The organism is Serratia sp. CY84636, assembly GCF_052166245.1.
Taxonomy (GTDB): domain Bacteria; phylum Pseudomonadota; class Gammaproteobacteria; order Enterobacterales; family Enterobacteriaceae; genus Serratia; species Serratia nevei.
Map to the genome: position 1 here is coordinate 34127 of NZ_JBJNOX010000012.1, position 21820 is coordinate 55946.

At 62.3% G+C, this 21820-nt stretch carries 17 protein-coding genes; 6 read left to right on the forward strand and 11 right to left on the reverse strand.

Going from position 1 to position 21820, the window contains the following annotated elements; all coding sequences use genetic code 11:
* Positions 1-51 precede the first annotated feature (51 nt).
* Both ACJ8QI_RS22680 and ACJ8QI_RS22685 read left to right on the forward strand, forming a co-directional pair.
* Positions 52-3156 carry an autotransporter outer membrane beta-barrel domain-containing protein gene (locus tag ACJ8QI_RS22680; protein WP_442533128.1) on the forward strand — a complete coding sequence of 1035 codons (3105 nt, stop codon included), beginning with the start codon at positions 52-54 and terminating at the stop codon, positions 3154-3156.
* 456 nt (positions 3157-3612) lie between these two features.
* Complete coding sequence (locus ACJ8QI_RS22685; protein ID WP_038873866.1) at positions 3613-4464, forward strand: helix-turn-helix domain-containing protein; 852 nt, start codon at positions 3613-3615, stop codon at positions 4462-4464.
* On the opposite strand, the gene ACJ8QI_RS22690 is transcribed toward ACJ8QI_RS22685, so the two are convergent.
* The 4 genes from ACJ8QI_RS22690 to ACJ8QI_RS22705 all read right to left on the reverse strand — a co-directional run bounded on the left by ACJ8QI_RS22690 (position 4454) and on the right by ACJ8QI_RS22705 (position 9211).
* On the reverse strand, positions 4454-6238 hold the full coding sequence (locus ACJ8QI_RS22690; RefSeq protein ID WP_060441428.1) for an ATP-binding response regulator: 1785 nt from the start codon (positions 6236-6238) through the stop codon (positions 4454-4456). The genes ACJ8QI_RS22685 and ACJ8QI_RS22690 overlap by 11 nt on opposite strands.
* Complete coding sequence (locus tag ACJ8QI_RS22695; protein ID WP_033636391.1) at positions 6235-6729, reverse strand: molybdopterin-dependent oxidoreductase; 495 nt, start codon at positions 6727-6729, stop codon at positions 6235-6237. The genes ACJ8QI_RS22690 and ACJ8QI_RS22695 overlap by 4 nt, the downstream gene beginning before the upstream one ends.
* Positions 6730-6885: 156 nt before the next feature.
* Positions 6886-8238, reverse strand: coding sequence for a glutathione-disulfide reductase (gorA, locus tag ACJ8QI_RS22700; protein WP_025304617.1), 1353 nt, complete (start codon positions 8236-8238; stop codon positions 6886-6888).
* A 130-nt stretch (positions 8239-8368) separates the two neighbouring features.
* Positions 8369-9211 (reverse strand): 23S rRNA (adenine(2030)-N(6))-methyltransferase RlmJ, encoded by an 843-nt coding sequence (locus tag ACJ8QI_RS22705; RefSeq protein ID WP_004931012.1) that lies wholly within the window; start codon positions 9209-9211, stop codon positions 8369-8371.
* Between the two features lie 135 nt (positions 9212-9346).
* Here ACJ8QI_RS22705 and ACJ8QI_RS22710 point away from each other — a divergent pair, with 135 nt between their 5' ends.
* From ACJ8QI_RS22710 to rsmJ, 4 genes are all read left to right on the forward strand, one after another.
* Positions 9347-9751 (forward strand): ASCH domain-containing protein, encoded by a 405-nt coding sequence (locus ACJ8QI_RS22710; RefSeq protein ID WP_047729643.1) that lies wholly within the window; start codon positions 9347-9349, stop codon positions 9749-9751.
* 16 nt (positions 9752-9767) lie between these two features.
* On the forward strand, positions 9768-10229 hold the full coding sequence (locus ACJ8QI_RS22715; RefSeq protein WP_442533129.1) for an HIT family protein: 462 nt from the start codon (positions 9768-9770) through the stop codon (positions 10227-10229).
* Between the two features lie 118 nt (positions 10230-10347).
* A complete protein-coding gene (gene prlC / locus ACJ8QI_RS22720; protein ID WP_049202892.1) occupies positions 10348-12390 on the forward strand; it encodes an oligopeptidase A in 2043 nt (680 codons plus the stop codon).
* 8 nt (positions 12391-12398) lie between these two features.
* On the forward strand, positions 12399-13145 hold the full coding sequence (gene rsmJ, locus ACJ8QI_RS22725; RefSeq protein WP_060441426.1) for a 16S rRNA (guanine(1516)-N(2))-methyltransferase RsmJ: 747 nt from the start codon (positions 12399-12401) through the stop codon (positions 13143-13145).
* 28 nt (positions 13146-13173) lie between these two features.
* Here rsmJ and ACJ8QI_RS22730 read toward each other — a convergent pair whose 3' ends face one another.
* The 7 genes from ACJ8QI_RS22730 to gdhA form a co-directional block, all read right to left on the reverse strand.
* Entirely contained in the window at positions 13174-13773 is a 600-nt protein-coding gene (locus tag ACJ8QI_RS22730; RefSeq protein WP_060424423.1) for a KpsF/GutQ family sugar-phosphate isomerase, read from the reverse strand.
* Entirely contained in the window at positions 13773-15410 is a 1638-nt protein-coding gene (locus tag ACJ8QI_RS22735; protein WP_442533130.1) for an FGGY-family carbohydrate kinase, read from the reverse strand. The genes ACJ8QI_RS22730 and ACJ8QI_RS22735 overlap by 1 nt, the downstream gene beginning before the upstream one ends.
* A 10-nt stretch (positions 15411-15420) precedes the next feature.
* On the reverse strand, positions 15421-16374 hold the full coding sequence (locus ACJ8QI_RS22740; RefSeq protein WP_060424425.1) for an ABC transporter permease: 954 nt from the start codon (positions 16372-16374) through the stop codon (positions 15421-15423).
* 1 nt (position 16375) lies between these two features.
* The gene (locus ACJ8QI_RS22745) at positions 16376-17365 is read right to left on the reverse strand and encodes an ABC transporter permease (RefSeq protein WP_047729644.1); all 990 of its coding nucleotides are present in this window, start codon (positions 17363-17365) and stop codon (positions 16376-16378) included.
* Complete coding sequence (locus ACJ8QI_RS22750) at positions 17358-18857, reverse strand: sugar ABC transporter ATP-binding protein (protein ID WP_060441425.1); 1500 nt, start codon at positions 18855-18857, stop codon at positions 17358-17360. The genes ACJ8QI_RS22745 and ACJ8QI_RS22750 overlap by 8 nt, the downstream gene beginning before the upstream one ends.
* Before the next feature lie 105 nt (positions 18858-18962).
* Positions 18963-19949: an autoinducer 2 ABC transporter substrate-binding protein gene (locus tag ACJ8QI_RS22755; RefSeq protein WP_033636379.1), complete on the reverse strand. Its 987-nt coding sequence runs from the start codon at positions 19947-19949 to the stop codon at positions 18963-18965.
* 329 nt (positions 19950-20278) lie between these two features.
* On the reverse strand, positions 20279-21622 hold the full coding sequence (gene gdhA / locus ACJ8QI_RS22760; protein WP_033649380.1) for an NADP-specific glutamate dehydrogenase: 1344 nt from the start codon (positions 21620-21622) through the stop codon (positions 20279-20281).
* Positions 21623-21820 lie beyond the last annotated feature (198 nt).

The following is a 21820-nucleotide window of genomic DNA, read 5'->3' on the forward strand; positions in this document are numbered from 1 at the left end:
AGAACCCGGCGCACCTGGGGCGTCGGCCAATAACAAGCAAAAGGTAAGGAAATGACAACAACAATGGGTTTTGATAGCAAAGGAAACGTTCGTCGCTCGCCGTGGCGGCTGAACGCGCTGGTCTGCTGCATGGCGCTGGCGGGGTATGCGCAGGCGGCACCGCACGAGGTGAACGGCCAAGCCGGCGATCCGGCCAGCTGGCGCAGCGCCGAATTCAACGCCAACTGGGGGCTGGGGGCGATCCATGCCGATGAGGCCTACGCCGCCGGTTATACCGGCAAAGGGCAGAAGGTGGGCATTTTCGATACCCCGGTCAACCGCCATCCCGAGTTCGCCGGCGACGGCAAACTGATCAACGTGGTCACCGAAGGCTATCGCGCCTACACCGATCCGCACCGGCCGGGCATTAACGCCGGCGACCGCTTTTACTTCGACGGCACCTTCCACTTCTACAGCGGCTCACAGGGCATGCTGAGCAATCACGGGGTACACGTCGCGGGCATCAGCGCCGCCAACCGCGATGGCGTCGGCATGCATGGCGTGGCCTTCGATTCGCAGGTGATCAGCGTCGATAACGACAACGACGGCCCGGCCTACGGCGAATTTCTCGGCCTGGACGGCGCCGTCACCAATGCCGGCTGGCAGGCGATGATCAACAGCGGTGCGCGGGTGATCAACAACAGCTGGGGCGTCAGTATTCCCGACTTTCTGTCCGACGGCGGCCGCGATCCTAACGCGCTGCACTTTGAGCTGAAGGATGCGCAGGAACAATTCGATCAGGTCAAACCGCTGCTCGGCAGCCTGGCCGGCGCAGGCTATCAGGGCGCCATCGACGCGGCGCGCAAAAATATTCTGGTGCTGTTCGCCGCCGGCAACGACGGCAACTACAACCAACCGGATGTGATCAGCGGGCTGGCCTACTTCGTGCCGGACATCGCGCCGAACTGGCTGTCGGTTGCCAGCGTGGCGCAGGATGCGGCATCGACCAACAGCGTGCCTTACACCATCAGCAGCTTCTCTTCCCGCTGCGGCTATACCGCCAGCTTCTGCGTCTCGTCGCCGGGCAGCAAAATCTACAGCACCGTGGCCAATGGTTCCGATCCGGCCAACCTGGTGTCGGACTACGGCAATAAAAACGGCACCTCGATGGCGACGCCGCACGTCACCGGCGCGGTGGCGGTGTTGCTGCAGCGCTTCCCGTACATGACCTCGGCGCAGATTGCCGACGTGTTGAAAACCACCGCCACCGACATGGGCGCGCCGGGCATCGATGCGCTCTATGGCTGGGGGATGATCAACCTGGGCAAGGCCATCAACGGCCCAGGTATGTTCTATACCGTCGAGGATATTCCCGCGGAGTTCCGCATCCCGGATCCGACGGGCGTGGCCTATGGCCCGACCCAGTTTGTCGCCAATATTCCGGGGAGGGGCGCCGAGGTGGATGCCGGTACGTTGCACGCCAGGAAATGTGATGACTTCCACTGTGGATGGGAAATCTACTCCAACAACATTTCCGGCCACGGCGGCCTGACCAAAGAGGGCGCGGGAATCCTGGAGCTGACCGGCACCAACACCTATGCCGGCCCGACGCTGGTCAATCAGGGGCGGCTGGCAGTCAACGGCTCGGTCACCTCGGCCGTCAGCGTGCAGAACGGCGGCATCGTCGGCGGCAGCGGCACGGTCGGTTCGCTGACCGCCCGTCAGGGCGGCACCGTGGCGCTGGGTAACTCGATCGGCACCCTGAACGTGGCGGGCAACGTCAGCTTCGAGCCGGGTTCGCGCTACGCGGTGGAAGTGGGGCCGAACGGCCAGAGCGATCGGATCCAGAGCAGCGGATCGGCGACGATCGGCGGCGGCGAGGTGGCGGTGACGCTGGAGAACAGCCCCAACCTGCTGACGCAAAGCGAGGTGCGCAGCCTGCTGGGCCAGCAGTACACCATTCTGAGCGCGCAGCAGGGGGTGAGCGGGCAGTTTGACGCGGTGGCGCCGAACTACCTGTTCCTCGGCACCGGGCTGAGCTACCAGCCGACCGGGGTGACGCTGAGCGTCGGGCGCAACGGCACGAGCTTCGCCAGCGTGGCACAGACGCCGAACGAGCGGGCGGTGGCGGCGGCGGCGGATGCGCTGGCGGCGGGCAACCCGGTGTACGAGAGCCTGCTCGGCAGCGGCACGGCGGGCGAAGCGCGGCAGGCGTTCCGTCAGCTGTCGGGGCAAATCCATGCGGATATCGCGTCGGCGCTGGTGAACGACAGCCGCTACCTGCGTGAGGCGCTGAACGGGCGTCTGCGTCAGGCGGAAGGGCTGGCGAGCTCGTCGGCCATCAAGGCGGACGAGGGCGGTGCCTGGGCGCAGCTGCTGGGGGCGTGGGACCACGCGTCGGGCGACACCAACGCCACGGGTTATCAGGCCTCGACCTACGGGGTGCTGGTGGGGCTGGACTCGGCGGCGGCGGACGACTGGCGGTTGGGGGTAGCGACCGGCTACACCCGCACCTCGCTGCACGGCGGGTACGGGTCGAAGGCGGACAGCGACAACTACCACCTGGCGGCGTACGGCGACAAGCAGTTCGGGGCGCTGGCGCTGCGCGGCGGGGCGGGCTACACCTGGCACCGCATCGATACCAAGCGGTCGGTGAACTACGGAATGCAGTCGGACCGCGACACGGCGAAGTACAGCGCGCGTACCGAGCAGCTGTTCGCGGAAGCGGGCTACAGCGTGCAGGGTGAGTGGCTGAACCTGGAGCCGTTCGTGAACCTGGCGTACGTGAACTTCGAGAACAACGGCATCGCGGAAAGCGGCGGCGCGGCGGCCTTGCGCGGGGATAAACAGCACACGGATGCGACGGTGTCGACGCTGGGTCTGCGTGCGGACACCGAATGGCAGGTGAGCGCGGGCACGACGGTGGCGCTGCGCAGCGAGCTGGGGTGGCAACACCAGTACGGCGGGCTGGAGCGAGGCACCGGGCTGCGGTTCAACGGCGGCAACGCGCCGTTCGTGGTGGAAAGCGTGCCGGTCTCGCGCGACGGGATGGTGCTGAAGGCAGGGGCGGAAGTGGCGGTGAACGAAAACGCCACGCTGTCGCTGGGCTACGGCGGGCTGCTGTCGCAGCACCACCAGGACAACAGCGTCAACGCCGGCTTCACCTGGCGCTTCTGACCTTCAACGGCGATCTCAAGGACAACGGAGCCGGCATGCCGGCTCCGTTTTTATTTGCGGCGGCGGGGTGAGTCCGTATGATGGCGCGGCGCCAAGGGCAATAAAAAACCGGGACCCTGACGGATCCCGGCTCAAAAGTGGGTAAAACAGATTAGCGCTAAAGGCTCAAGCCCCGTTTTGCTTGTGCAGTCCGAGCGATGTGCTCATCGTCTCAGTAGCGGCAACGGAACAAATTTTCCCTGGTGTTACTATGGTTATTATTAAAAAACGTGCTGGTGTTATTTTTTATAGTGTATTGCTGTATGTCTCTTTTGATACCATGTTTGACGATGCAACATGGTATGTCAAGCAACGTTTTTAACGCATAATTGCATGGGATGCTAGTTTTAGATGTGGCTTTTTCAGCAGAAATAATCAAAACGACTGATAAATCAGTAAAAAAAATCGAAGGAACAAATGGATAACAATCACCAAAAATTCGATTCACAGTCGATTGCCAATCGGGTCAGGGAGCTGTTTTTACATTACGGGATTGGAAAACGTCAGCATGCCCGAGAGCTCAGCCGCATCTTGGATCTGAGTTTTTCACATGCGCACCGCAAACTGAAAGGGCAAAGCCCTTGGACGCTGGAGCAGATCAACAGCGTCGCGGCCGCGCTGGGAGAAACGCCGGCGGCGATCGCCGATTTGAGCGCCGAACACGAGACGCCCGAGCCAAACATGGCGCGCGATGCCATCTTTGTCGTGGCGGGGGTGGCGATACCTTGCGTCGGGCACATCGGCGACGAGCTTGCTGCCGGGCGGCCGGCGGAGTTTGTGGCGCTGCGCGTGGAAGGGCAGTGGCATATCTATCGCGCCGATGAGGCGCCGGCAGGCCCGCGTTACGGTGTCGATCTGATCGAAATCCGGCCCGGCTTCGGCGACGACGAGCGGCTGAGCATCGCGGTATTGGACGATTCGCATCAGGCGGCCGATGAGCTGGCCAAGTATCTCGGCGGCTGCGGCTTTAACGCGGTCGCGTTTTACGACGTCGACAGCTTCTGTCAGGCATTGCAGCAAAGCCTGTTCGACGGCTACGTGGTGGACTGGCTGATCGGTGAGGAAACGGCGGATCGCTGTATCGCCACCATCCGCGCCTCCGACAACCCAGATGCGCCGGTACTGGTGCTGACCGGCGAGCTGGGGACCGACCGACGCGAGTCGGAAATCGCTCAGGCGATGCGCGAGTACGACGTGCTCGGCCCTTATGAAAAGCCGGTGCGGCTCCATGTGATCGAAGCCGCACTGCAACGCTGTTTTAATCTTTAGCGGGGAACACCTCGGCCAGCGCGCTCGACAGCGCATCCAGCCGGACCGGCTTCATAAGATAGTTGTCGAACAGGGCGCGCTGGTCCGCCGTCAGCTGCTCCGGCGTGTAGGCGCTGATGCCGATAATCGGCACATGGCGGTTGGGGCCGCGACGGTTGCGCAGCTGCCTGGCCAGGGCGGCCCCGTCGATGCCCGGCATTTGCAGATCCAGCAACAGCGCGTCGTAAGGGCGTCTAAGCAGCTTCTGCAGCGCGCGCTCCGGCGAGTCGCACAGCTCGTGCTGATAGCCCAGCTTGTCCAATAGCGCTGCAAAGGCGTCACCCACCGACTTGTTGTCATCCACCACCAGGACCTGCTGCGGCTTCTGCTGCAGAGAAGCATTGGCGGCGGCGGGCTCGTCGGCACGTTCGTCTTCACTGATCTGCACCGGAATGCTGACGATAAAGGTGCTGCCCTTCTTGATTTCGCTGTACACCGTGATGGTGCCGTCGAGCAACGTCACCAGGCCGTGCACGATCGCCAGCCCCATCCCTACGCCGGCATACTGCTTGGTATGCGACTGATCCAACTGGGTAAAGGGTTTGAAGATCTGATCGAGCTGGTCTTTTTCGATACCGATGCCGGTGTCGGTCACTTCGATGATCAACGAACTGCCGCCCGGTTGGCGGCGCAGGCAGCTGTGCAGCGTGATGCTGCCGCTTTCGGTGTATTTGTAGGCGTTGGTCAGCAGGTTGACGATAATCTGCCGGATGCGCAGCGGATCGGAGTGCACCAGCAGGTGGCTGCACTCCACCTCGCAGCTGAGTTTGACCTGCTCTTTGCGGGTCAGGGTGGCGATTTCGTTGGCGGTCTCCGCGATCAGCTTCTGCGCGTCGAACGGCACGATGCGCAATTCCATCATGCCGCTGTCGAGGTGCGCATAGTCGGTCAGATCTTTCATCTGGCTTTCGATTTGCTGCGCGGCGGTCTCCAGCCGCTGGAAAGTGTCCGCATGCTCCACCGACACCCGGGTGTTCACCAGTACGTCGATGGCCGACATCACGCTCTGCAACGAGGTGCGCAGCTCGTGGCCGATGGCGCCGAGGAAGGCGTTCTTGGTGCGAGTCGCTTTCTCCGCCTCGATCGCCTTGGCCTGCTGGCGAATGGTCAGCCGCTGCTGGCGGAACACGATCAGGGTGATGGCGATCAGCGCAATCACCGAGAACATGACGATCACCAACCCATAGAAAATAATGTGCCGTTTCTCGATGTAGTCCTCATAGGCGGCGGTGCGCTGCTTCACCTCGGCGTGGTCGGTCAGGTTGGCCATTTCGATGGCGTAAGGCTTGATGGCCTTCATGGCCGCGAAAACCTGGTCGAAGTCGATTTTCGGGCTGTCCAGCAGCTTATCGATGCGATCCATCTGCAGGCGCATCTGTTTGACCACTTCCGGGTAGCCCGGCTCGGCGTACAGCGGCTGGGTCGATTCGGAGACGGTTTCCAGCACGTAAAAGCGCGAATAGAGGATTTCGAACCGCAGCCGCAGATTGTCGTTGTCGACCTGCGGAGCGTGGCTCTGCTGCTCGACGAAGGTGTCGAATTCCGCCAGCTTGATGGAGAACTTGGCGATCGACCACGAGTAGTTCTCCTGCGTGCCGGCGATGGCATACAGCCCTTTCTTCGACAGGGTGGCGCTGTAGTAATAGAGCGTGACGGTCGACGCCACCAGAAACAGCGCAGCAAAGATCGCCGGGATCGCCAGCCTGCTGCCGTTCTTAAAGGTCGTCAGCTTCATTTGATCACGATCCTGTCGACTTGCCAGATAAAGCGCGAGTTGTACAACGGCGAGTTCAGTTCAGGCCCGGCGGCGTCGCGCGGGTAAACCAGGAACAGCGGGCCGAAGTTTCTGAGCTTCAGCATTTCCCCGTCCATCTTGTAGGCCAGGATCATGTTGTACTTTTTGACGTCGGACAGCGGCACGTCGATGTAATAATCGTTCAGCGCGTAGAAGGTCAGCGTCTCGCCCTTGGCGCCGACGCGCTCCAGGATATCGGCCACTGAAATTCCTTCGAATTTTCTCTGCGGCGTCCAGGACGTGGAGGTGGTGATGCTGCGCACCGGCATCGCCAACAGCTGCTTATCGGTGAACAGATAGCTTTTATTGACCGGGTCGGTCACGTTGTCGATCTTGCCCGCCACTTCCAGGGTAAAGCTGAGCGCGCTGCTCTGGGCGATAATCAGGGCCACGCAGGCCATCGCAAGGGTTTTGCATAGTTTGAACAGCATCGGTGTTCTCCAGAGGCGCGGGGAGGTTGTATCAGTCCCGCTAATTTATCAGGCAGAATAATGGCAGAAAAAGCAGGCGGGTGCGAAGGGAATAGTAAACCGCACAAAAAGAACAGGCCGGTGTTTACCGGCCTGAGAATGGGCTAACCGCAGCGGTTAGCGCATGGTTACGAACTCTTCCGCCGCGGTCGGGTGGATCGCCACGGTGTTGTCGAAGTCCTTCTTGGTGGCGCCCATCTTCACCGCTACCGCGAAGCCCTGCAGGATTTCATCCATGCCGAAGCCGATGCCGTGCAGGCCGACGATCTTCTCTTCTTTACCCGCGCACACCAGCTTCATGCGGCACGGCTGGCGGTGCTGCGTCACGGCGCTGTACATGGCGGTGAAGGAGGATTTGTATACCTTCACGTTGTCCGCCCCGAACTTCTCGATGGCTTCCGGCTCGGTCAGGCCGACGGTGCCGATCGGCGGGTGGCTGAACACCACGGTGGCGATGTTGCTGTAATCCAGGTGCTCGTCCGGCTTGTTGTTGAACAGGCGCTCGGACAGGCGGCGGCCGGCGGCCACGGCGACCGGGGTCAGCTCTACCGCGCCGGTGTTGTCGCCCACCGCGTAGATGCCTTTGACGTTGGTATTCTGGAACTTATCGACGTCAATATAGCCTTGCTCGTTGGTCTTCACCCCGGTAACGCCGAGGTTCAGGTTGTCGGTCGCCGGTTCGCGGCCGATGGCCCAGATCAGGCAGTCGACGGTGAATGCCTTGCCGTTTTCCAGCTGCAGCGTCAGGCTGCCGTCGGCGTTCTTGACGATCGCTTTCGGCACCGATTCGGTGTGCAGGCTCGGCCCTTCGGTGTTCATCACTTCCACCAGGGTTTCGACGATCATCGGATCGAAGCTGCGCAGCGGCGCGTGCTTGCGCACGAACAGGTGCGTTTCCGCGCCCAGCGCGTTCAGCACGCCGGCGATCTCTACGGCGATATAGCCGGCGCCGACTACGGCGACGCGCTTCGGCATGGCGTCCAGCTCAAAGAAGCCGTCGGAGTCGATGCCGTATTCCGCACCCGGAATCGCCGGGTGGCTCGGGCGGCCGCCGGTGGCGATCAGGATGTGGTCGGCGGTGATGGTCTCGCCGTTCACTTCCACGGTGTGCGCATCCACGAAGCGCGCGAAGCCTTTGATCACGTCGACCTTGTTCTTGCCCAGCACGTTGTCGTAGGAGTTGTGGATGCGGTCGATATAGGCGGTGCGGTTGGCGACCAGCTTCTTCCAGTCGAAGGCGTTGACGGTGGTGTCGAAGCCGTAGTCCGGGCCGTACTGATGGATGGCCTCGGCGATCTGCGCCGCGTGCCACATGACTTTTTTCGGTACACAACCCACGTTTACACAGGTGCCGCCCAGCTCTTTGGCTTCAATCAGCGCACACTTTTGGCCGTACATGGCTGCCCGGTTGATCGATGCGATACCGCCGCTGCCGCCGCCAATTGCTAGATAATCGTAATGTTTCGTCATCTGGGATTTCCATGAGTTGTGAATTTGAAGAGGGTAAGAGTTTAACGCCTGACCGTTGTTTGTCGCAAAGATTGCGTCGATGGCTGCGATAGGTGGACGCAGGGCGCGGCGAACCGCGCCCTGCCGGGGATTATTCCGGTACCACCCAGTTCACCAGATGGTGGCCGATGCCCGACGGCACCAGCACCTTGTGCAGCCACGGCAGCACGTTTTTCATCTGCTGTTCCAGCTTCCACGGCGGGTTGATGACGATCATGCCGGAGGCGGTCATGCCGCGCTGATCGCTGTCGGGTTTCACCGCCAGTTCGATCTGCAGAATACGGCGAATGCCGGTGGCTTCCAGATCGCGCAGCATGCGTTTGATCTGCTGGCGCATCACTACCGGGTACCACAGCGCGTAAGTGCCGGTGGCGAAACGCTTGTAGCCTTCCTGAATGCCTTTGACCACGTCCTGGTAATCGGTCTTCATTTCATACGGCGGGTCCATCAGGATCAGGCCGCGGCGCGACAGGGGCGGCAGCTGGGATTTCAGCTGCTGATAGCCGTCGGCGCGCTGCACTTTGGCGCGTTCGTCTTTCTGGAACTCGCTGCGCAGCAGCGGGTAGTCGCTCGGGTGCAGCTCGGTCAGGTGAATTTTGTCCTGCGGGCGCAGCAGCTGGCGGGCGATCAGCGGCGAGCCGGGATAGTAGCGCAGCGTGCCGGAACGGTTGAAGTTGTGTACCACGCTCATGTAGGCCGCCAGCTCTTCCGGCAGATCGTCGCGCTGCCACAGCAAGCCGATGCCTTCCAGGTATTCGCCGGTGCGCTCGGCGTGTTCGCCGCTGAGCTGATAACGGCCTGCGCCCGAGTGGGTATCCAGATACAGGAACGGCTTCTCTTTTTCCTTCAGCGACTCGATGATCAGGCTCTGAACGGTGTGTTTGAGCACGTCGGCGTGGTTGCCGGCGTGGAAACTGTGGCGATAACTTAACATGACGGGTGGCGATTCCTTGTGCTCCGCAGACGGAGCATTCAATGCAATAAGGCTTATAATCTGCACAGTATAAACTGTCTGGCCGGGAAAAACTGGACTCCGTTGCCGCAGACGTTCACAGAAAGGGACAGGACGATGAGCAAACAGGCGATTTTGGCGAACTACCCCGACGCGGCGCGCTGGGCGTTCGGCGACGGCCCCGAGTTGGCCGATGAACTGCTGCAGTTGGTGCTGAGCGGGGAAAAGACCGCCACCTGCAGCTCCTATGCGAGCTATCGCCGGGAGCAAACGCCGATGATCGGCGACGATAGCATTATTCTCGACGGCCGCGGCGAACCGGCCTGCGTGATCAAAACCCTGGCGTTGCGCCTGGTGCGCTACGACCAGGTGACCGCCGAGATGGCGGCCAAAGAGGGCGAAGGCGACAAAAGCCTGGCGTTTTGGCGCGAGGGGCATCAGGCGTTCTTTACCCGCGAGGGCACTTTTGCGCCGGACATGTGGCTGGTGTTCGAAGAGTTCGAACGGGTTGAAACGCTGTGAATCATAAGGAGAAAGGATGAGCTGCATTTTTTGCGACATCGTGGCGGGCAAGGCGCCGTGCCATAAAATCTGGGAAGACGACGACCATCTGGCCTTCCTGTCCATCTTTCCCAACACCGACGGTTTCAGCGTGGTGATCCCCAAGGCGCACCACCCGAGCTACGCCTTTGACCTGCCGGACGAGGTGTTGAGCGCGCTGATGCTGGCGACCAAGCGGGTGGCGAAACAGCTGGACCGCGCGTTCGACGACGTCGGCCGCTGCGGCATGGTGTTCGAGGGCTACGGCGTCGACCATGTGCACGCCAAACTGATCCCGCTGCACGGCACCGCGTCGCTGGATCAGTGGCGGCCGATCGAATCGACCTCGCCGAAGTTTTTCGAACGTTACGAGGGCTATATCTCCTCCCACGACGCCGCGCGCGCCGACGACGAACAGCTGGCGGTGCTGGCCGCCCGCATCCGCCAAAGCGCCGTTTAAGGCACGAACGATCAACGCCGGGCATTGATTTTCCTGTTGTCTGGCTCCATGTTAGAGATTCATACGCATTTTAAGGCTCGCCCCCGCGGCGGGCCCCAACGCTAATCAGGACTGCCCTATGACAAATCCGTTGCTGACCCCGTTTTCCCTGCCGCCGTTCTCGGCGATCCGCCCTGAAGATATCGTGCCTGCGGTGCAATCCGCGCTGGCGGACTGCCGCGCCGCGGTAGAGCGCGTGGTCGCGCAGCCGGGGCCGTTCACCTGGGATAATCTGTGTCAGCCGCTGGCGGAGTCGGACGATCGCCTGTCGCGCATCTGGTCGCCGATCGGGCATCTGAACTCGGTGAAAAACAGCCCGGAGCTGCGCGCCGCCTATGAGCAGGCGCTGCCGCTGCTGTCCGAATACGGCACCTGGGTTGGCCAGCACGAAGGGCTGTACCAGGCCTACCGCAGCCTGAAAGAAGGCGCGGCGTTCGAAGCGCTGAGCGTGCCGCAGCGCAAGGCGGTGGACAACGCGCTGCGCGATTTCGAACTGTCGGGCATCGGCCTGTCGGCGGATAAACAGCAGCGCTACGGCGAGATCGTCGCGCGCCTGTCCGAACTGGGTTCTACCTACAGCAACAACGTGCTCGACGCCACCATGGGCTGGAGCAAACTGATTACCGACGAAGCCGAGCTGAGCGGCCTGCCGGAGAGCGCCCTGGCGCAGGCACAGGCGATGGCGCAGGCCAAAGAGCAGGACGGCTGGCTGCTGACGCTGGACATGCCGAGCTACCTGCCGGTGTTGACCTACGCCGACAACCGCGCGCTGCGCGAAGAGATGTACCGCGCCTTCGCCACCCGCGCCTCCGATCAGGGGCCGAACGCCGGCAAATGGGACAACAGCGAAGTGATGGCAGAAACGCTGGCGCTGCGCCACGAGCTGGCTCAGCTGCTGGGCTTCGATACCTACGCCGACAAGTCGCTGGCGACCAAAATGGCGGAGAGCCCGGAACAGGTGATCGGCTTCCTGAGCGATCTGGCCAAGCGCGCCCGCCCGCAGGCCGAGCAGGAGCTGGCGCAGCTGCGCGCCTTCGCCAAACAGCACTATGGCGTGGACGAGCTTGAAGCCTGGGACATCACCTATTACGGCGAAAAACAGAAGCAGCACCTGTTCTCCATCAGCGACGAGCAGCTGCGCCCGTACTTCCCGGAACAGCGGGTGGTGGAAGGGCTGTTCGAAGTGGTGAAACGCATTTACGGCATCACCGCCAAAGAGCGTAAAGACGTGGAGACCTGGCATCCGGACGTGCGCTTCTTCGATCTGTTCGACGCTAACGGCGAGCTGCGCGGCAGCTTCTACCTCGATCTGTACGCCCGCGAAAACAAACGCGGCGGCGCCTGGATGGACGACTGCGTCGGCAGCCTGCGCAAGGCCGACGGCACGCTGCAAAAACCGGTCGCTTACCTGACCTGCAACTTCAACCGCCCGCTGGGCGACCAGCCGGCGCTGTTCACCCATAACGAAGTGACCACGCTGTTCCACGAGTTCGGCCACGGTCTGCACCACATGCTGACGCAGATCGATACCGCCGGCGTCTCCGGCATCAACGGGGTGCCGTGGGATGCGGTCGAACTGCCGAGCCAGTTTATGGAAAACTGGTGCTGGGAGCCGGAAGCGCTGGCGTTTATCTCGGGCCACTACCAGAGCGGCGAGCCGCTGCCGAAGGCCATGCTCGACAAGCTGCTGGCGGCCAAGAATTACCAGGCGGCGCTGTTCATCCTGCGCCAGCTGGAGTTCGGCCTGTTCGATTTCCGCATGCACTTCGAATACAGCCCGGAAAAAGGCGCGCAGATCCTGCCGACGTTGGCGGAAGTGAAGAAAATGGTGGCGGTGGTGCCTTCGCCAAGCTGGGGCCGCTTCCCGCACGCCTTCAGCCACATCTTCGCCGGCGGCTATGCGGCGGGTTACTACAGCTACCTGTGGGCGGAAGTGCTGTCGGCCGACGCCTACTCGCGCTTCGAAGAAGAGGGGATTTTCAACGCCGAAACCGGCAAATCCTTCCTCGACAACATCCTGTCGCGCGGCGGGTCGGAAGAGCCGATGGCGCTGTTCAAACGCTTCCGTGGCCGCGAGCCGCAGCTGGATGCTATGCTGCGCCATTACGGCATTAAAGGATAACCCGACACGTGAGCGTGTGTTTATTGTGTGAAGCAGGCGCCGATCCCGGCGCCTTGTCTGTTTTGGCGCAGCGCTGGCAGCTGGTGTCCGACGACGACGCGCCGATGGCGCTGGTACTGACCCCGCAGCGGCTGGAGCTGCGCAAGCGCGACGAGCCGAAACTCGGCGGGATCTACGTCGATTTCGTCTCCGGCGCCATGGCGCACCGGCGCCGCTTCGGCGGCGGCCGCGGCGAGGCGGTGGCCAAAGCGGTCGGCATCAAGGGCAGCTATCTGCCGGACGTGGTGGACGCTACCGCCGGGCTGGGGCGCGACGCCTTCGTGCTGGCGGCGCTGGGCTGCCGGGTACGGATGCTGGAGCGCAATCCGGTGGTGGCGGCGTTGCTGGACGACGGTCTGCAGCGTGGCTATCAGGATGCGGAAATCGGCCCGTGGCTGCGCGAGCGTCTGACGCTGCTGCACGCCTCCAGCCTGACGGCGCTGGCGGATCTCAGCCCGCGCCCCGAGGTGGTGTATCTCGATCCGATGTTCCCGCACAAGCAAAAAAGCGCGCTGGTGAAAAAAGAGATGCGGGTGTTTCAATCGCTGGTGGGCAGCGACGATGACGCCGACGGCCTGCTGGAGCCGGCGCGCCGCCTGGCGACCAAGCGCGTGGTGGTGAAACGTCCGGACTACGCGCCGCCGCTGGCCGACGTGCCGGCGCACGCCGCCACGCTGACCAAAAGCCACCGTTTCGATATCTACATGCCGCTGTAATGTCTGCCGGGCCCGCGGTGTCGGGCCCTCAGTTTTCCTCCCGCAAACTTTTCCCCACGCCGCCGCCCGGATGCACCGCCAGCAAGGCCTCCTTGTCGTAACCGCTGCGCGCCATCAGGCAGGCGCAGGCGGCGTCGAAGATCGCCAGCACCAGCACAATTGAGGTGGTGGCCAGCATGTTCAGCGGATCTATCTCCTTTTGCACCCCGGTGGCGATCGTCAGCTGCGCCGCCTGCGCGATGGCGGAATGCGGGTTTTCCGTCACCGCGATCAGCGTCACGCCCTTGGCCTGCAGCGTTGGCAGCAGGCGGGTCAGCTCGTCGGAATTGCCGCCGCGCGAGATCAGGATCAGCAGATCGTCGGCGCGCAGAAAACCCAGATCGCCGTGCGCCGCGCCGGTGGCGTCGAGGTAGACCGCCGGCCGTTCCACGCAGGCCAGCATGTGGGCTATCTTGCGCGCCGCAATCCCCGAGGTGCCGACGCCGGTGACGGCGATTTTACCGCGGCAGTCGGCCAGCAGCGCCAGCAGCCGCTGCCAGGTGCGCGCGTCGAGGCGCTCGCCCAGCTGCGCCAGCTCCTGGCTGTAGGTTTGCCAACCCTGCACAGCCTGCCGCCATTCCTGCTGCATCACGCCTCCTCCTGCATCAACCGGCGGTATTTCATGTGGTCGTTGTACAGCTCGTGGAATACCCGGTATTTGCGGTCGTAGTAGCTTTTTATCTGGTTGGTCTGCGGCGTGACCGTCTTGCCGATGCGGCTCATGGCGCTCATCGCCTCCGGCAGGGTGTCGAACACGCCCGCCGCCACGGTGCCCATCATGGCGCCGCCCAGCAGCATCGCTTCGCTCTCCTCCGGCAGCAGCATGGCGCAGCCGGTGGCGTTGGCGTGCTCCTGCACGAAGATCGGGTTCTTGGTGCCGCCGCCGCTGGCCATGATGGTGTCGATGCTGTAGCCGCTGTGGTTCATGGTTTCGATGATGTGGCGGGTGCCGAGCGCGATGGCCTGAATGGTGGCCAGGTAGTGCAGCGCCATGTCCTCCGGCGTGCGCGACAGCTTCAGCCCGGTCAGGATGCCGGTCAGCGTCGGGTTGGCGCGCGGCGAGCGGTTGCCGTGGAAGTACGGCAGCATATGGATGTCCTGCGTCAGGAAGGCGATATTCTCCGGCTCGCCGGCCATGCGGCGCAGAATGGCGTTCAGCACTTCATAGATGGTCTGTCCCTGGGTTTTCGCCTGCGCCAGCAGCTCCGGGTAGCACGAGTGCGACTGGATGACGTGGTCGATCAGCGCGCCGGTGGCGGACTGGCCGCCCTCGTTCAGCCAGTATTCCGGCAGGATCGCCGAGTAATACGGCCCCCAGACGCCGCCGATAAAGCGAGCGGTGCGCGACATCGCCATGTGGCCGGTGGAGGTGCCGCCGATCAGCGCGACGCGGCGGTTGAAGTCGGCCACCTCGCCGGAGACGCCGGTGGCGCCCAGCGTGCCGAGGGTGCCGGCGTGGGCGTCGATGATCGACACGCTCACCGCCGTACCTGCGATCAGCCCCATCTCGCTGGCGGCGCGCTGGGTCAGGCCGTGGCCCAGCGGCTCGCCCATCATTTTGACGTCGCTGCCGATCTTGGCCGCGTCATGTTCCAGCACGTCTTCCAGCCCGATCTGCTGGAAGTAGCTCTTGTCCCAGCGCTGTTCGTGGCCGAGATAGGTCCACTTGCACACCGTCGAGCACAGCGAACGGGTGGCGTCCTGGGTGGCGCGCCAGGTGAGGAAGTCCGGCAGATCGAACAGGTAACCGGCGTTGGCCCAGGTGGTGGGCATGTGCTGTTTCAGCCACAGCAGTTTCGGCGTCTGCATCTCCGGCGAAATGATGCCGCCGACGAAGTCCAGCACCCGGTGTTTGGTGGCGTTGATGCGCTCGGCCTGGGCGATCGCCCGGTGATCCATCCACACGATGATGTTCTGTTCGGTGCGGCCGGAGGGGCTGACGGTCAGCGGCTTGCCCTCTTTATCCAGCACCACCAGCGAACAGGTGGCGTCGAAGCCCAGCCCCTTGACCTGGATCGGGTTGATGTCGGCCTGGTTGACCGCGTCGCGCACCGCATTGCACACCGCCTGCCAGATGTTATCCGATGACTGCTCGACGAAATCCGCCTTCGGCCGGTACAGATCGATGGCCCGGCTGGCCTGACCGACCATGTGGCCATTGAGATCGAATACGCCCGCGCGCGCGCTTCCGGTGCCCACATCTACGCCAATAAAATAGCTCGCCATTATTTTCTCCTCAGGCTTTTCGATTCTGTAACGCGATAAACAGGATCAGCACGCCGCCCCACAGGGCCATGGTCAGGTAGCTGCTGACCCCCAGCAGATTGAGGCCGCTTTCCAACATTTGCAGCACGATCAGCGCCAGCACCAGCCCCAGAATACGGCCGAAACCGCCGTCCGGGTTAATGCCGCCCAGCACCGAGGCCAGAATGGTCACCAGCAGATAAGATTCGCCGTAGCCGGCCTTGGCCGAGTTGAACTTGGCCATCATCAGCAGGGCGGCGCCCCAGCCGAGCAGCGCCGACAGGATATACACCGCGATCTGCACCCGTGCGGTGTTCACGCCGCTGAAGCGGGTGGCCTGTTCGTTAGAGCCGATCAGGTACAGGCTGCGGCCCAGCGTGGTGTGCTCCAGCAGCAGCCACAGCCCGGCCGCCACCAGCAGGAACAGGATCAGCGCCACCGGCACGCCGAGTACGGCGCCGTTGCCGAGAAATTGAATCGCCGCCGGGAAGCCGGAGATCACCGCGCCGTTGGACAGCAGGATATTCAGGCCGGTGATCAGCGTCATGGTGCCGAGCGAGGCGAGGATTGGCGAGACGCCGATCCAGGCCACCAGCGCGCCGTTCAGCGCGCCGATCGCCACCGCCACCAGCAGGCCGGCCAACAGCGCCAGCGCCAGGAACAGCGGCTGGTCGGGATGGCTGACGATGATCGCCGCCATCACCAGCGAACAGGCGTTGGCGCCGGCGATGATCGACAGGTTGATGCCGCCGGTCAGCATGGTGATGCCCATGCCGAGCGCCAGCAGGCCGAGGATCGGCAGCTGCGAGGCGATCGACTGGAAGTTGCCGAGGCTGAAGAAGCGCGATCCGAGCAGCCCGGCGAAGAGCAGCGCCACCGCGATGATGATCGCGCCCTGCAGGCGAATGATCCGATCGCTTGGGATCAACCGAGTTAACTGCGTCATGTCAGATCTCCTTGAGCAGCTTGCGTTTTTCGTTCCAGGCGGTGGTGCTGATGCTGATCAAAATGATCGCGCCGCTGAACACCTGGTGCCAATAGGCCGAGACGCTGAGCAGCGTCAGCCCGTTTTGCAGGAAGGCCAGCAGCACCACGCCGAGCAGGGTGCCGGTCAACGAGCCGCGGCCGCCGCTCATGCTGGTGCCGCCCAGCACCACCGCCGCCAATACCGTCAGCTCGAAGCCGAGCAGCGAGTTGGGGGCCACCGACTGGGTGATCTGCGCCTGCACTACCGCCGCGACGCCGGCCAGAATGCCCATGTAGCCGTAGACGCAAAAATGCAGCCGCAGCAGGTTCAACCCCAGGCGCGACGCCGCGTCGCGGTTGCCGCCCATGGCGTAGATCTGGCGCCCCAGCCGGGTGCGGTTCATCAGCACGCCGGTGACGACGATGGTCCCCAGCAGGCACAGCAGCGGCAGCGTCAGGCCGTAGTCGTAGCCGTCGGCGCCCTGGAACGAGAACCAGTTGATGCCGTTCATGAACCAGTCCGGGAAGCCGTACAGCCAGGTGCCGTTAGTGGCGTACACCAGCAGGCCGTAGAACAGGTTAAGGGTGGCGATGGTGATGATGATCGCCGGCACTTTCAGCCAGTACACCAGGAAACCGTTCACCAGCCCGAGCAGCAGGCCGACGCCAATCGCCAGGGCGAACGCCAGCGGAAAGCTGCCGCCGTGCTGGATCACCCAGCTGGCCATCACATACTGGGCGATGGCGGTGACCGCCGGGAACGAAATGTCGATGCCGCCGGCGATCAGCACCACGAACAGCCCGCAGGCCAGGATGCCGAGAATGGCGTAGCTGGTGGCGACGTCGGTCAGGTTGCCGAGCGTCAGGAATTCGTCGGTGCCGGCGCTCAGGCCGATCGCCAGCAGCAGCACCAACAGGCCGAGATAAAACTCGTGCCGCCCGGCCAGGCGGGCCAATAATGACTTATCCATTCACCACCTCGGCGATCTGTTGCTCGGTACTCTGGTGCGGCGCGAATTCGGCGATCAGTTCGCCCTTGCGCATCACCATCACCCGATGGCTGTTGTAATAGGCTTCCGGGATCTCGTCGCAGATCATCAGCACCGCCATGCCCAGCTGCGCCAGATCGCGGGCGATCTGGTAGATCCCCTCTTTGTTGGCGATGTCCACGCCGACGGTGGGCGAGTCGAGGATCAGGATCTTCGGCTGGGTCGCCACCCATTTGGCGATGGCGATGCGCTGGGCGTTGCCGCCGGACAGGGTTTTCACCGGCAACGCGCTGTCGGACACCTTGATGTTCAGATCGCGGATCAGCCGGTTGACCAGCTCGGTCGCCTTGGCGTGATCCAACAGCCCGAGTGAGGTATGCAGCCGATCGAAGACGGTGACGATGGTGTTGTCGTAGATCGATTGTTCCATGATCAACCCCTGCGTCAGGCGATCCTCCGACACATAGCCGATGCCGTGGCGCACCGCTTCGCGGTTGTTGTGCAGCTGCACCGCCTGGCCCTCGATGCGGATCTCGCCGCTGTCCGGCCGCGTCATGCCGAACAGGCTGAGGCACAGTTCGGTGCGGCCGGCGCCGAGCAGGCCGACGATCGAGACGATCTCGCCGCCGCGCAGCGCCAGATTGACGTTGCGGTATTTCTCGCCGCGGCTGAGGTTGCGCACCTCGAGCAGCGGTGCCTGTTCGGCCGGCGGCAGCGGCGGCAGCGGGCTGTAGTGGAAGCGTTGGCCGGTCATCAGGAACGCCAGTTCATGGCTGTCCAGTTCGCTGGCCGGCCAGGTGCCCACCAGCTTGCCGTCGCGCATCACGCTGATGCGATCGGCGACTTCCATTACTTCATCCAATCTGTGGCTGACGAATACCACGCAGATGCCGGCCGCCTTCAGCTCGTTGACCACCCGCAGCAGGCCGTCGACCTCCTGGCGGGTCAGCGAGGCGGTCGGTTCGTCCATGATAACCAACCGCGCCTCGGCGGCGATGGCGCGGCAAATCGCCACCAGTTGCCGATCGGCGATCGACAGTTTTTCCACCTTTTTATCGGGGTCGATGCGTATGCCGACCCGCGCCATGGCGTCGAGCGCCGTCTGGCGCATCACCCGCTTGCGCACCCAGAAGCGGCCGCCGGGCAGGTAACGGTGAATGGCGATGTTCTCCGCCACCGTCAGGTTGGGGAACAGCGACAGGTCCTGGTAGATCACCTGTATGCCGTAATAACCGGACAGCTGTGGCGTCAGGGCGTGGAAGAGTTTGCCTTCCAGCGAAATATTGGCGCCTTTTTCCGGCTGATAGACGCCGGAGATGATTTTAATGATGGTGCTTTTGCCGCAGCCGTTTTGCCCGGCCAGGCAGTGCACTTCGCCTTTATTCAGCGTCAGGTTGATCTGGTCTAATGCCAGCACGCCAGGGAATCGCTTGCTGATATTCTCCAGGGTGATAAATGCGGGGGAGGCTGTCATAACGTTAACCTGTGCTTGCGTAGCGGCCGAAGCCCTGGGCGCAGCAACGCTGCGCCCCTACGAGGGTTTAACTACTTTCCCGGTGTGGCGAAATTACGCGAAAAATCAGAATCCGAGCGATTGGGCGTTGTCTTTGGTCACTTCCAAAATCTTATTAAACCGAATCACTTTGTGTTCCATATCGACGTCGGCCTTGCCAAGGCCCTCGATCGACAGGTCTTTGTTCACTTCCTTGCCCTGCAGCAGCTGGTCGGCCACCGTTACCAGCGCATAGCCGGCGTCTTTCGGATCCCACAGCAGCGCTTTTTTGATGTCGCCGCGCATCAGGTAAGGGGCGGCCTGCGCCGGCATGGCGATGCCCACCACCGCGATTTTGTCCTTGGCGCGTTTCTTGGCCACCGCCTGGCCGGCGCCGATCGGGCCGAGCGAGCCGAAGCCGATGATGCCCTTCATCTGCGGATAGGTTTTCATCAGATCCAGCGTGGTGGCGTAGGATTTGTCGATGCTTTCCGCCACCGGCAGGCGCGAGGTGACTTCAAACATGTCCGGGTATTTTTCTTTCTGGTATTTGATGGCGGAGTCGGCCCAGGCGTTGTGCAGCGGCACGGTCAGCGAGCCGACGTAGATCGCATAGCCGCCTTTGCCGCCCATGTCTTTCGCCAGCTCATCGACGTTGGCCTGCGCGTATTTCTCGCTGTCGATGGTCTCGATGTCCCACTGGCCGATCTGCTGGTCCGGGGATTCATGGGTCAGCACCACGATGCCTTTGTCGCGCGCTTTTTTCAGCACCGGCTCCAGCACCTTGGCGTCGTTCGGCACCACGATGATGGCGTTGACGTTCTTGGCGATCAGATCCTCAATCACCTTGACCTGCGCAGCCGGATCCGGCGTAGAAGGGCCGGTCTGGTAGGCGTTGACGTCGAGTTTTTTCGCCGCTTCGTTGACGCCCACTTCCATGCGGTTGAACCACGGAATGCCGGTCACTTTAGCGACCACGGCAATCTCATACTTATCAGCGGCGAACACAGGTGTTGTCGATAACATGCACGCAGAAACCACACATGCATTTAATAATGCGAGGTTAAATTTCATTAGCTGTACCTTTTTTTATCTGTAGGGGTGGCGGTTTTTCCACCGCTGCAGATTACAAAGGAATGGAAGAGGGGGCGTAGCTGAAGTTAATGAAATGTGATCTGCGCACATTTAAGTAAAATAATGGCGTATTTAATGTTAAATAAATGTTTAATTATTTGGCGGTGGTAAATTTACTACCGATCATGAAGCAATAAGTAACCTTTTATTAACTTTTATTTAACGTATTGGTATCATCTGGATGGCGTGAAAGCATAAAAAAATGCCGGCGCAGAGGCCGGCATTGAAGCATTTAATCGATGTGTGAACAAGATCACCTTTAAGGCGGATTACAGCACGCCCTGCGCCAGCATGGCGTCCGCGACCTTGACGAAACCGGCGATATTCGCGCCGTGCACGTAGTGGGTTTGCTTGCCTTCGCCGCCGTATTCCACGCAGGCGTGGTGAATATCGGCCATGATATGTTGTAAACGTACATCCACTTTCTCTGCCCGCCAGCCGATGCGCGCGGCGTTTTGCGCCATCTCCAGCCCCGAGGTGGCGACGCCGCCGGCGTTGGCCGCCTTGCCCGGCGCGAACAGCACGCCGGCGTCGAGGAAAGCGTCGGTGGCCTGGATGGTGGTCGGCATGTTGGCGCCTTCCGCTACCGCCTTCACTCCGTTGCGGATCAGCGTCTGCGCCGCCTCGAGATCCAGTTCGTTCTGGGTGGCGCACGGCAGGGCGATATCCACCGGCACGTTCCACGGCTGCTGGCCCGCCAGATACGTCAGGCCGCGTTCGCGGGCGTAGTCCGCCACCCGGCCGTAGCGTTGGTTTTTGATCTCCGCCAGGTGCGCCAGCTTCTCGGTGGTGAAGCCGTCTTCGTCCACCAGGGTGCCGCCGGAATCCGACACGGTGATCACGCGCGCGTCCAGCTCCAGCGCTTTCTCGATGGTGTACTGCGCCACGTTGCCGGAGCCGGACACCGCCACCCGCATGCCCTCAAAGCCCAGGCCGTGGCGCTGCAGCATGGCGTCGGTGAAGTACACCAGGCCATAGCCGGTCGCCTCGGGGCGGATCAGGCTGCCGCCGAAGGAGAGGCCCTTGCCGGTAAATACGCAGGCGGTATTGTTGGACAGTTTTTTCATCATGCCGGCCATAAAGCCGACTTCGCGGCCGCCGACGCCGATATCGCCGGCCGGCACGTCGGTGTCCGGGCCCAGATGGCGATACAGCTCGGTCATCAGTGCCTGGCAGAAGCGCATGATCTCGCCCTGGCTTTTGCCCTTCGGATCGAAATCGGAGCCGCCTTTGCCGCCGCCCATCGGCAGGGTGGTCAACGCGTTCTTGAAGGTCTGCTCAAAACCGAGGAACTTCAGGATCGACAGGTTTACCGACGGGTGGAAGCGCATGCCGCCCTTGTAGGGGCCGATGGCCGAGTTGAACTGCACGCGGAAGGCGCGGTTGACCTGCACCTGGCCGCGATCGTCCACCCAGCTGACGCGGAACTGAATGACGCGCTCGGGCTCTACCAGGCGCTCCAGCAGCGCCTGTTCGCGATAGCGCGGATTACGTTCGATAAACGGCCACAGCGAGGTGAACACTTCGCGTACCGCCTGCAGATATTCCGGCTGGTGGGGGTTATGGCGTTGTAACGAGGACAGGAAAGACTCTACCGATACGGCATATTCCATGGATAACTCCTTTTCGCATTAAATTTCCCCCGCTATTTCTTATAGATATGGGTATAGGCGATGCCCGGGGGAGGATGTTGTGTCTTTAGCGACTATATCATCGGAGGGCGGTTGATTATCAAGCGATTAATCGGCGTGGCGGCATGAAAAACGCCCGCAGGGCGCGGGCGTTGGGCAGTTAAGTTAGCAAGTGCTTAC

What these genes read in the sequence shown, in the direction of transcription:
- ACJ8QI_RS22680 (WP_442533128.1), top strand. Translation starts at nt 52, where the DNA reads ATGACAACAACAATGGGTTTTGATAGCAAAGGAAACGTTCGTCGCTCG.
- ACJ8QI_RS22685 (WP_038873866.1), top strand. Translation starts at nt 3,613, where the DNA reads ATGGATAACAATCACCAAAAATTCGATTCACAGTCGATTGCCAATCGG.
- ACJ8QI_RS22690 (WP_060441428.1), bottom strand. Translation starts at nt 6,238, where the DNA reads ATGAAGCTGACGACCTTTAAGAACGGCAGCAGGCTGGCGATCCCGGCG.
- ACJ8QI_RS22695 (WP_033636391.1), bottom strand. Translation starts at nt 6,729, where the DNA reads ATGCTGTTCAAACTATGCAAAACCCTTGCGATGGCCTGCGTGGCCCTG.
- gorA (WP_025304617.1), bottom strand. Translation starts at nt 8,238, where the DNA reads ATGACGAAACATTACGATTATCTAGCAATTGGCGGCGGCAGCGGCGGT.
- ACJ8QI_RS22705 (WP_004931012.1), bottom strand. Translation starts at nt 9,211, where the DNA reads ATGTTAAGTTATCGCCACAGTTTCCACGCCGGCAACCACGCCGACGTG.
- ACJ8QI_RS22710 (WP_047729643.1), top strand. Translation starts at nt 9,347, where the DNA reads ATGAGCAAACAGGCGATTTTGGCGAACTACCCCGACGCGGCGCGCTGG.
- ACJ8QI_RS22715 (WP_442533129.1), top strand. Translation starts at nt 9,768, where the DNA reads ATGAGCTGCATTTTTTGCGACATCGTGGCGGGCAAGGCGCCGTGCCAT.
- prlC (WP_049202892.1), top strand. Translation starts at nt 10,348, where the DNA reads ATGACAAATCCGTTGCTGACCCCGTTTTCCCTGCCGCCGTTCTCGGCG.
- ACJ8QI_RS22730 (WP_060424423.1), bottom strand. Translation starts at nt 13,773, where the DNA reads ATGCAGCAGGAATGGCGGCAGGCTGTGCAGGGTTGGCAAACCTACAGC.
- ACJ8QI_RS22735 (WP_442533130.1), bottom strand. Translation starts at nt 15,410, where the DNA reads ATGGCGAGCTATTTTATTGGCGTAGATGTGGGCACCGGAAGCGCGCGC.
- ACJ8QI_RS22740 (WP_060424425.1), bottom strand. Translation starts at nt 16,374, where the DNA reads ATGACGCAGTTAACTCGGTTGATCCCAAGCGATCGGATCATTCGCCTG.
- ACJ8QI_RS22745 (WP_047729644.1), bottom strand. Translation starts at nt 17,365, where the DNA reads ATGGATAAGTCATTATTGGCCCGCCTGGCCGGGCGGCACGAGTTTTAT.
- ACJ8QI_RS22750 (WP_060441425.1), bottom strand. Translation starts at nt 18,857, where the DNA reads ATGACAGCCTCCCCCGCATTTATCACCCTGGAGAATATCAGCAAGCGA.
- ACJ8QI_RS22755 (WP_033636379.1), bottom strand. Translation starts at nt 19,949, where the DNA reads ATGAAATTTAACCTCGCATTATTAAATGCATGTGTGGTTTCTGCGTGC.
- gdhA (WP_033649380.1), bottom strand. Translation starts at nt 21,622, where the DNA reads ATGGAATATGCCGTATCGGTAGAGTCTTTCCTGTCCTCGTTACAACGC.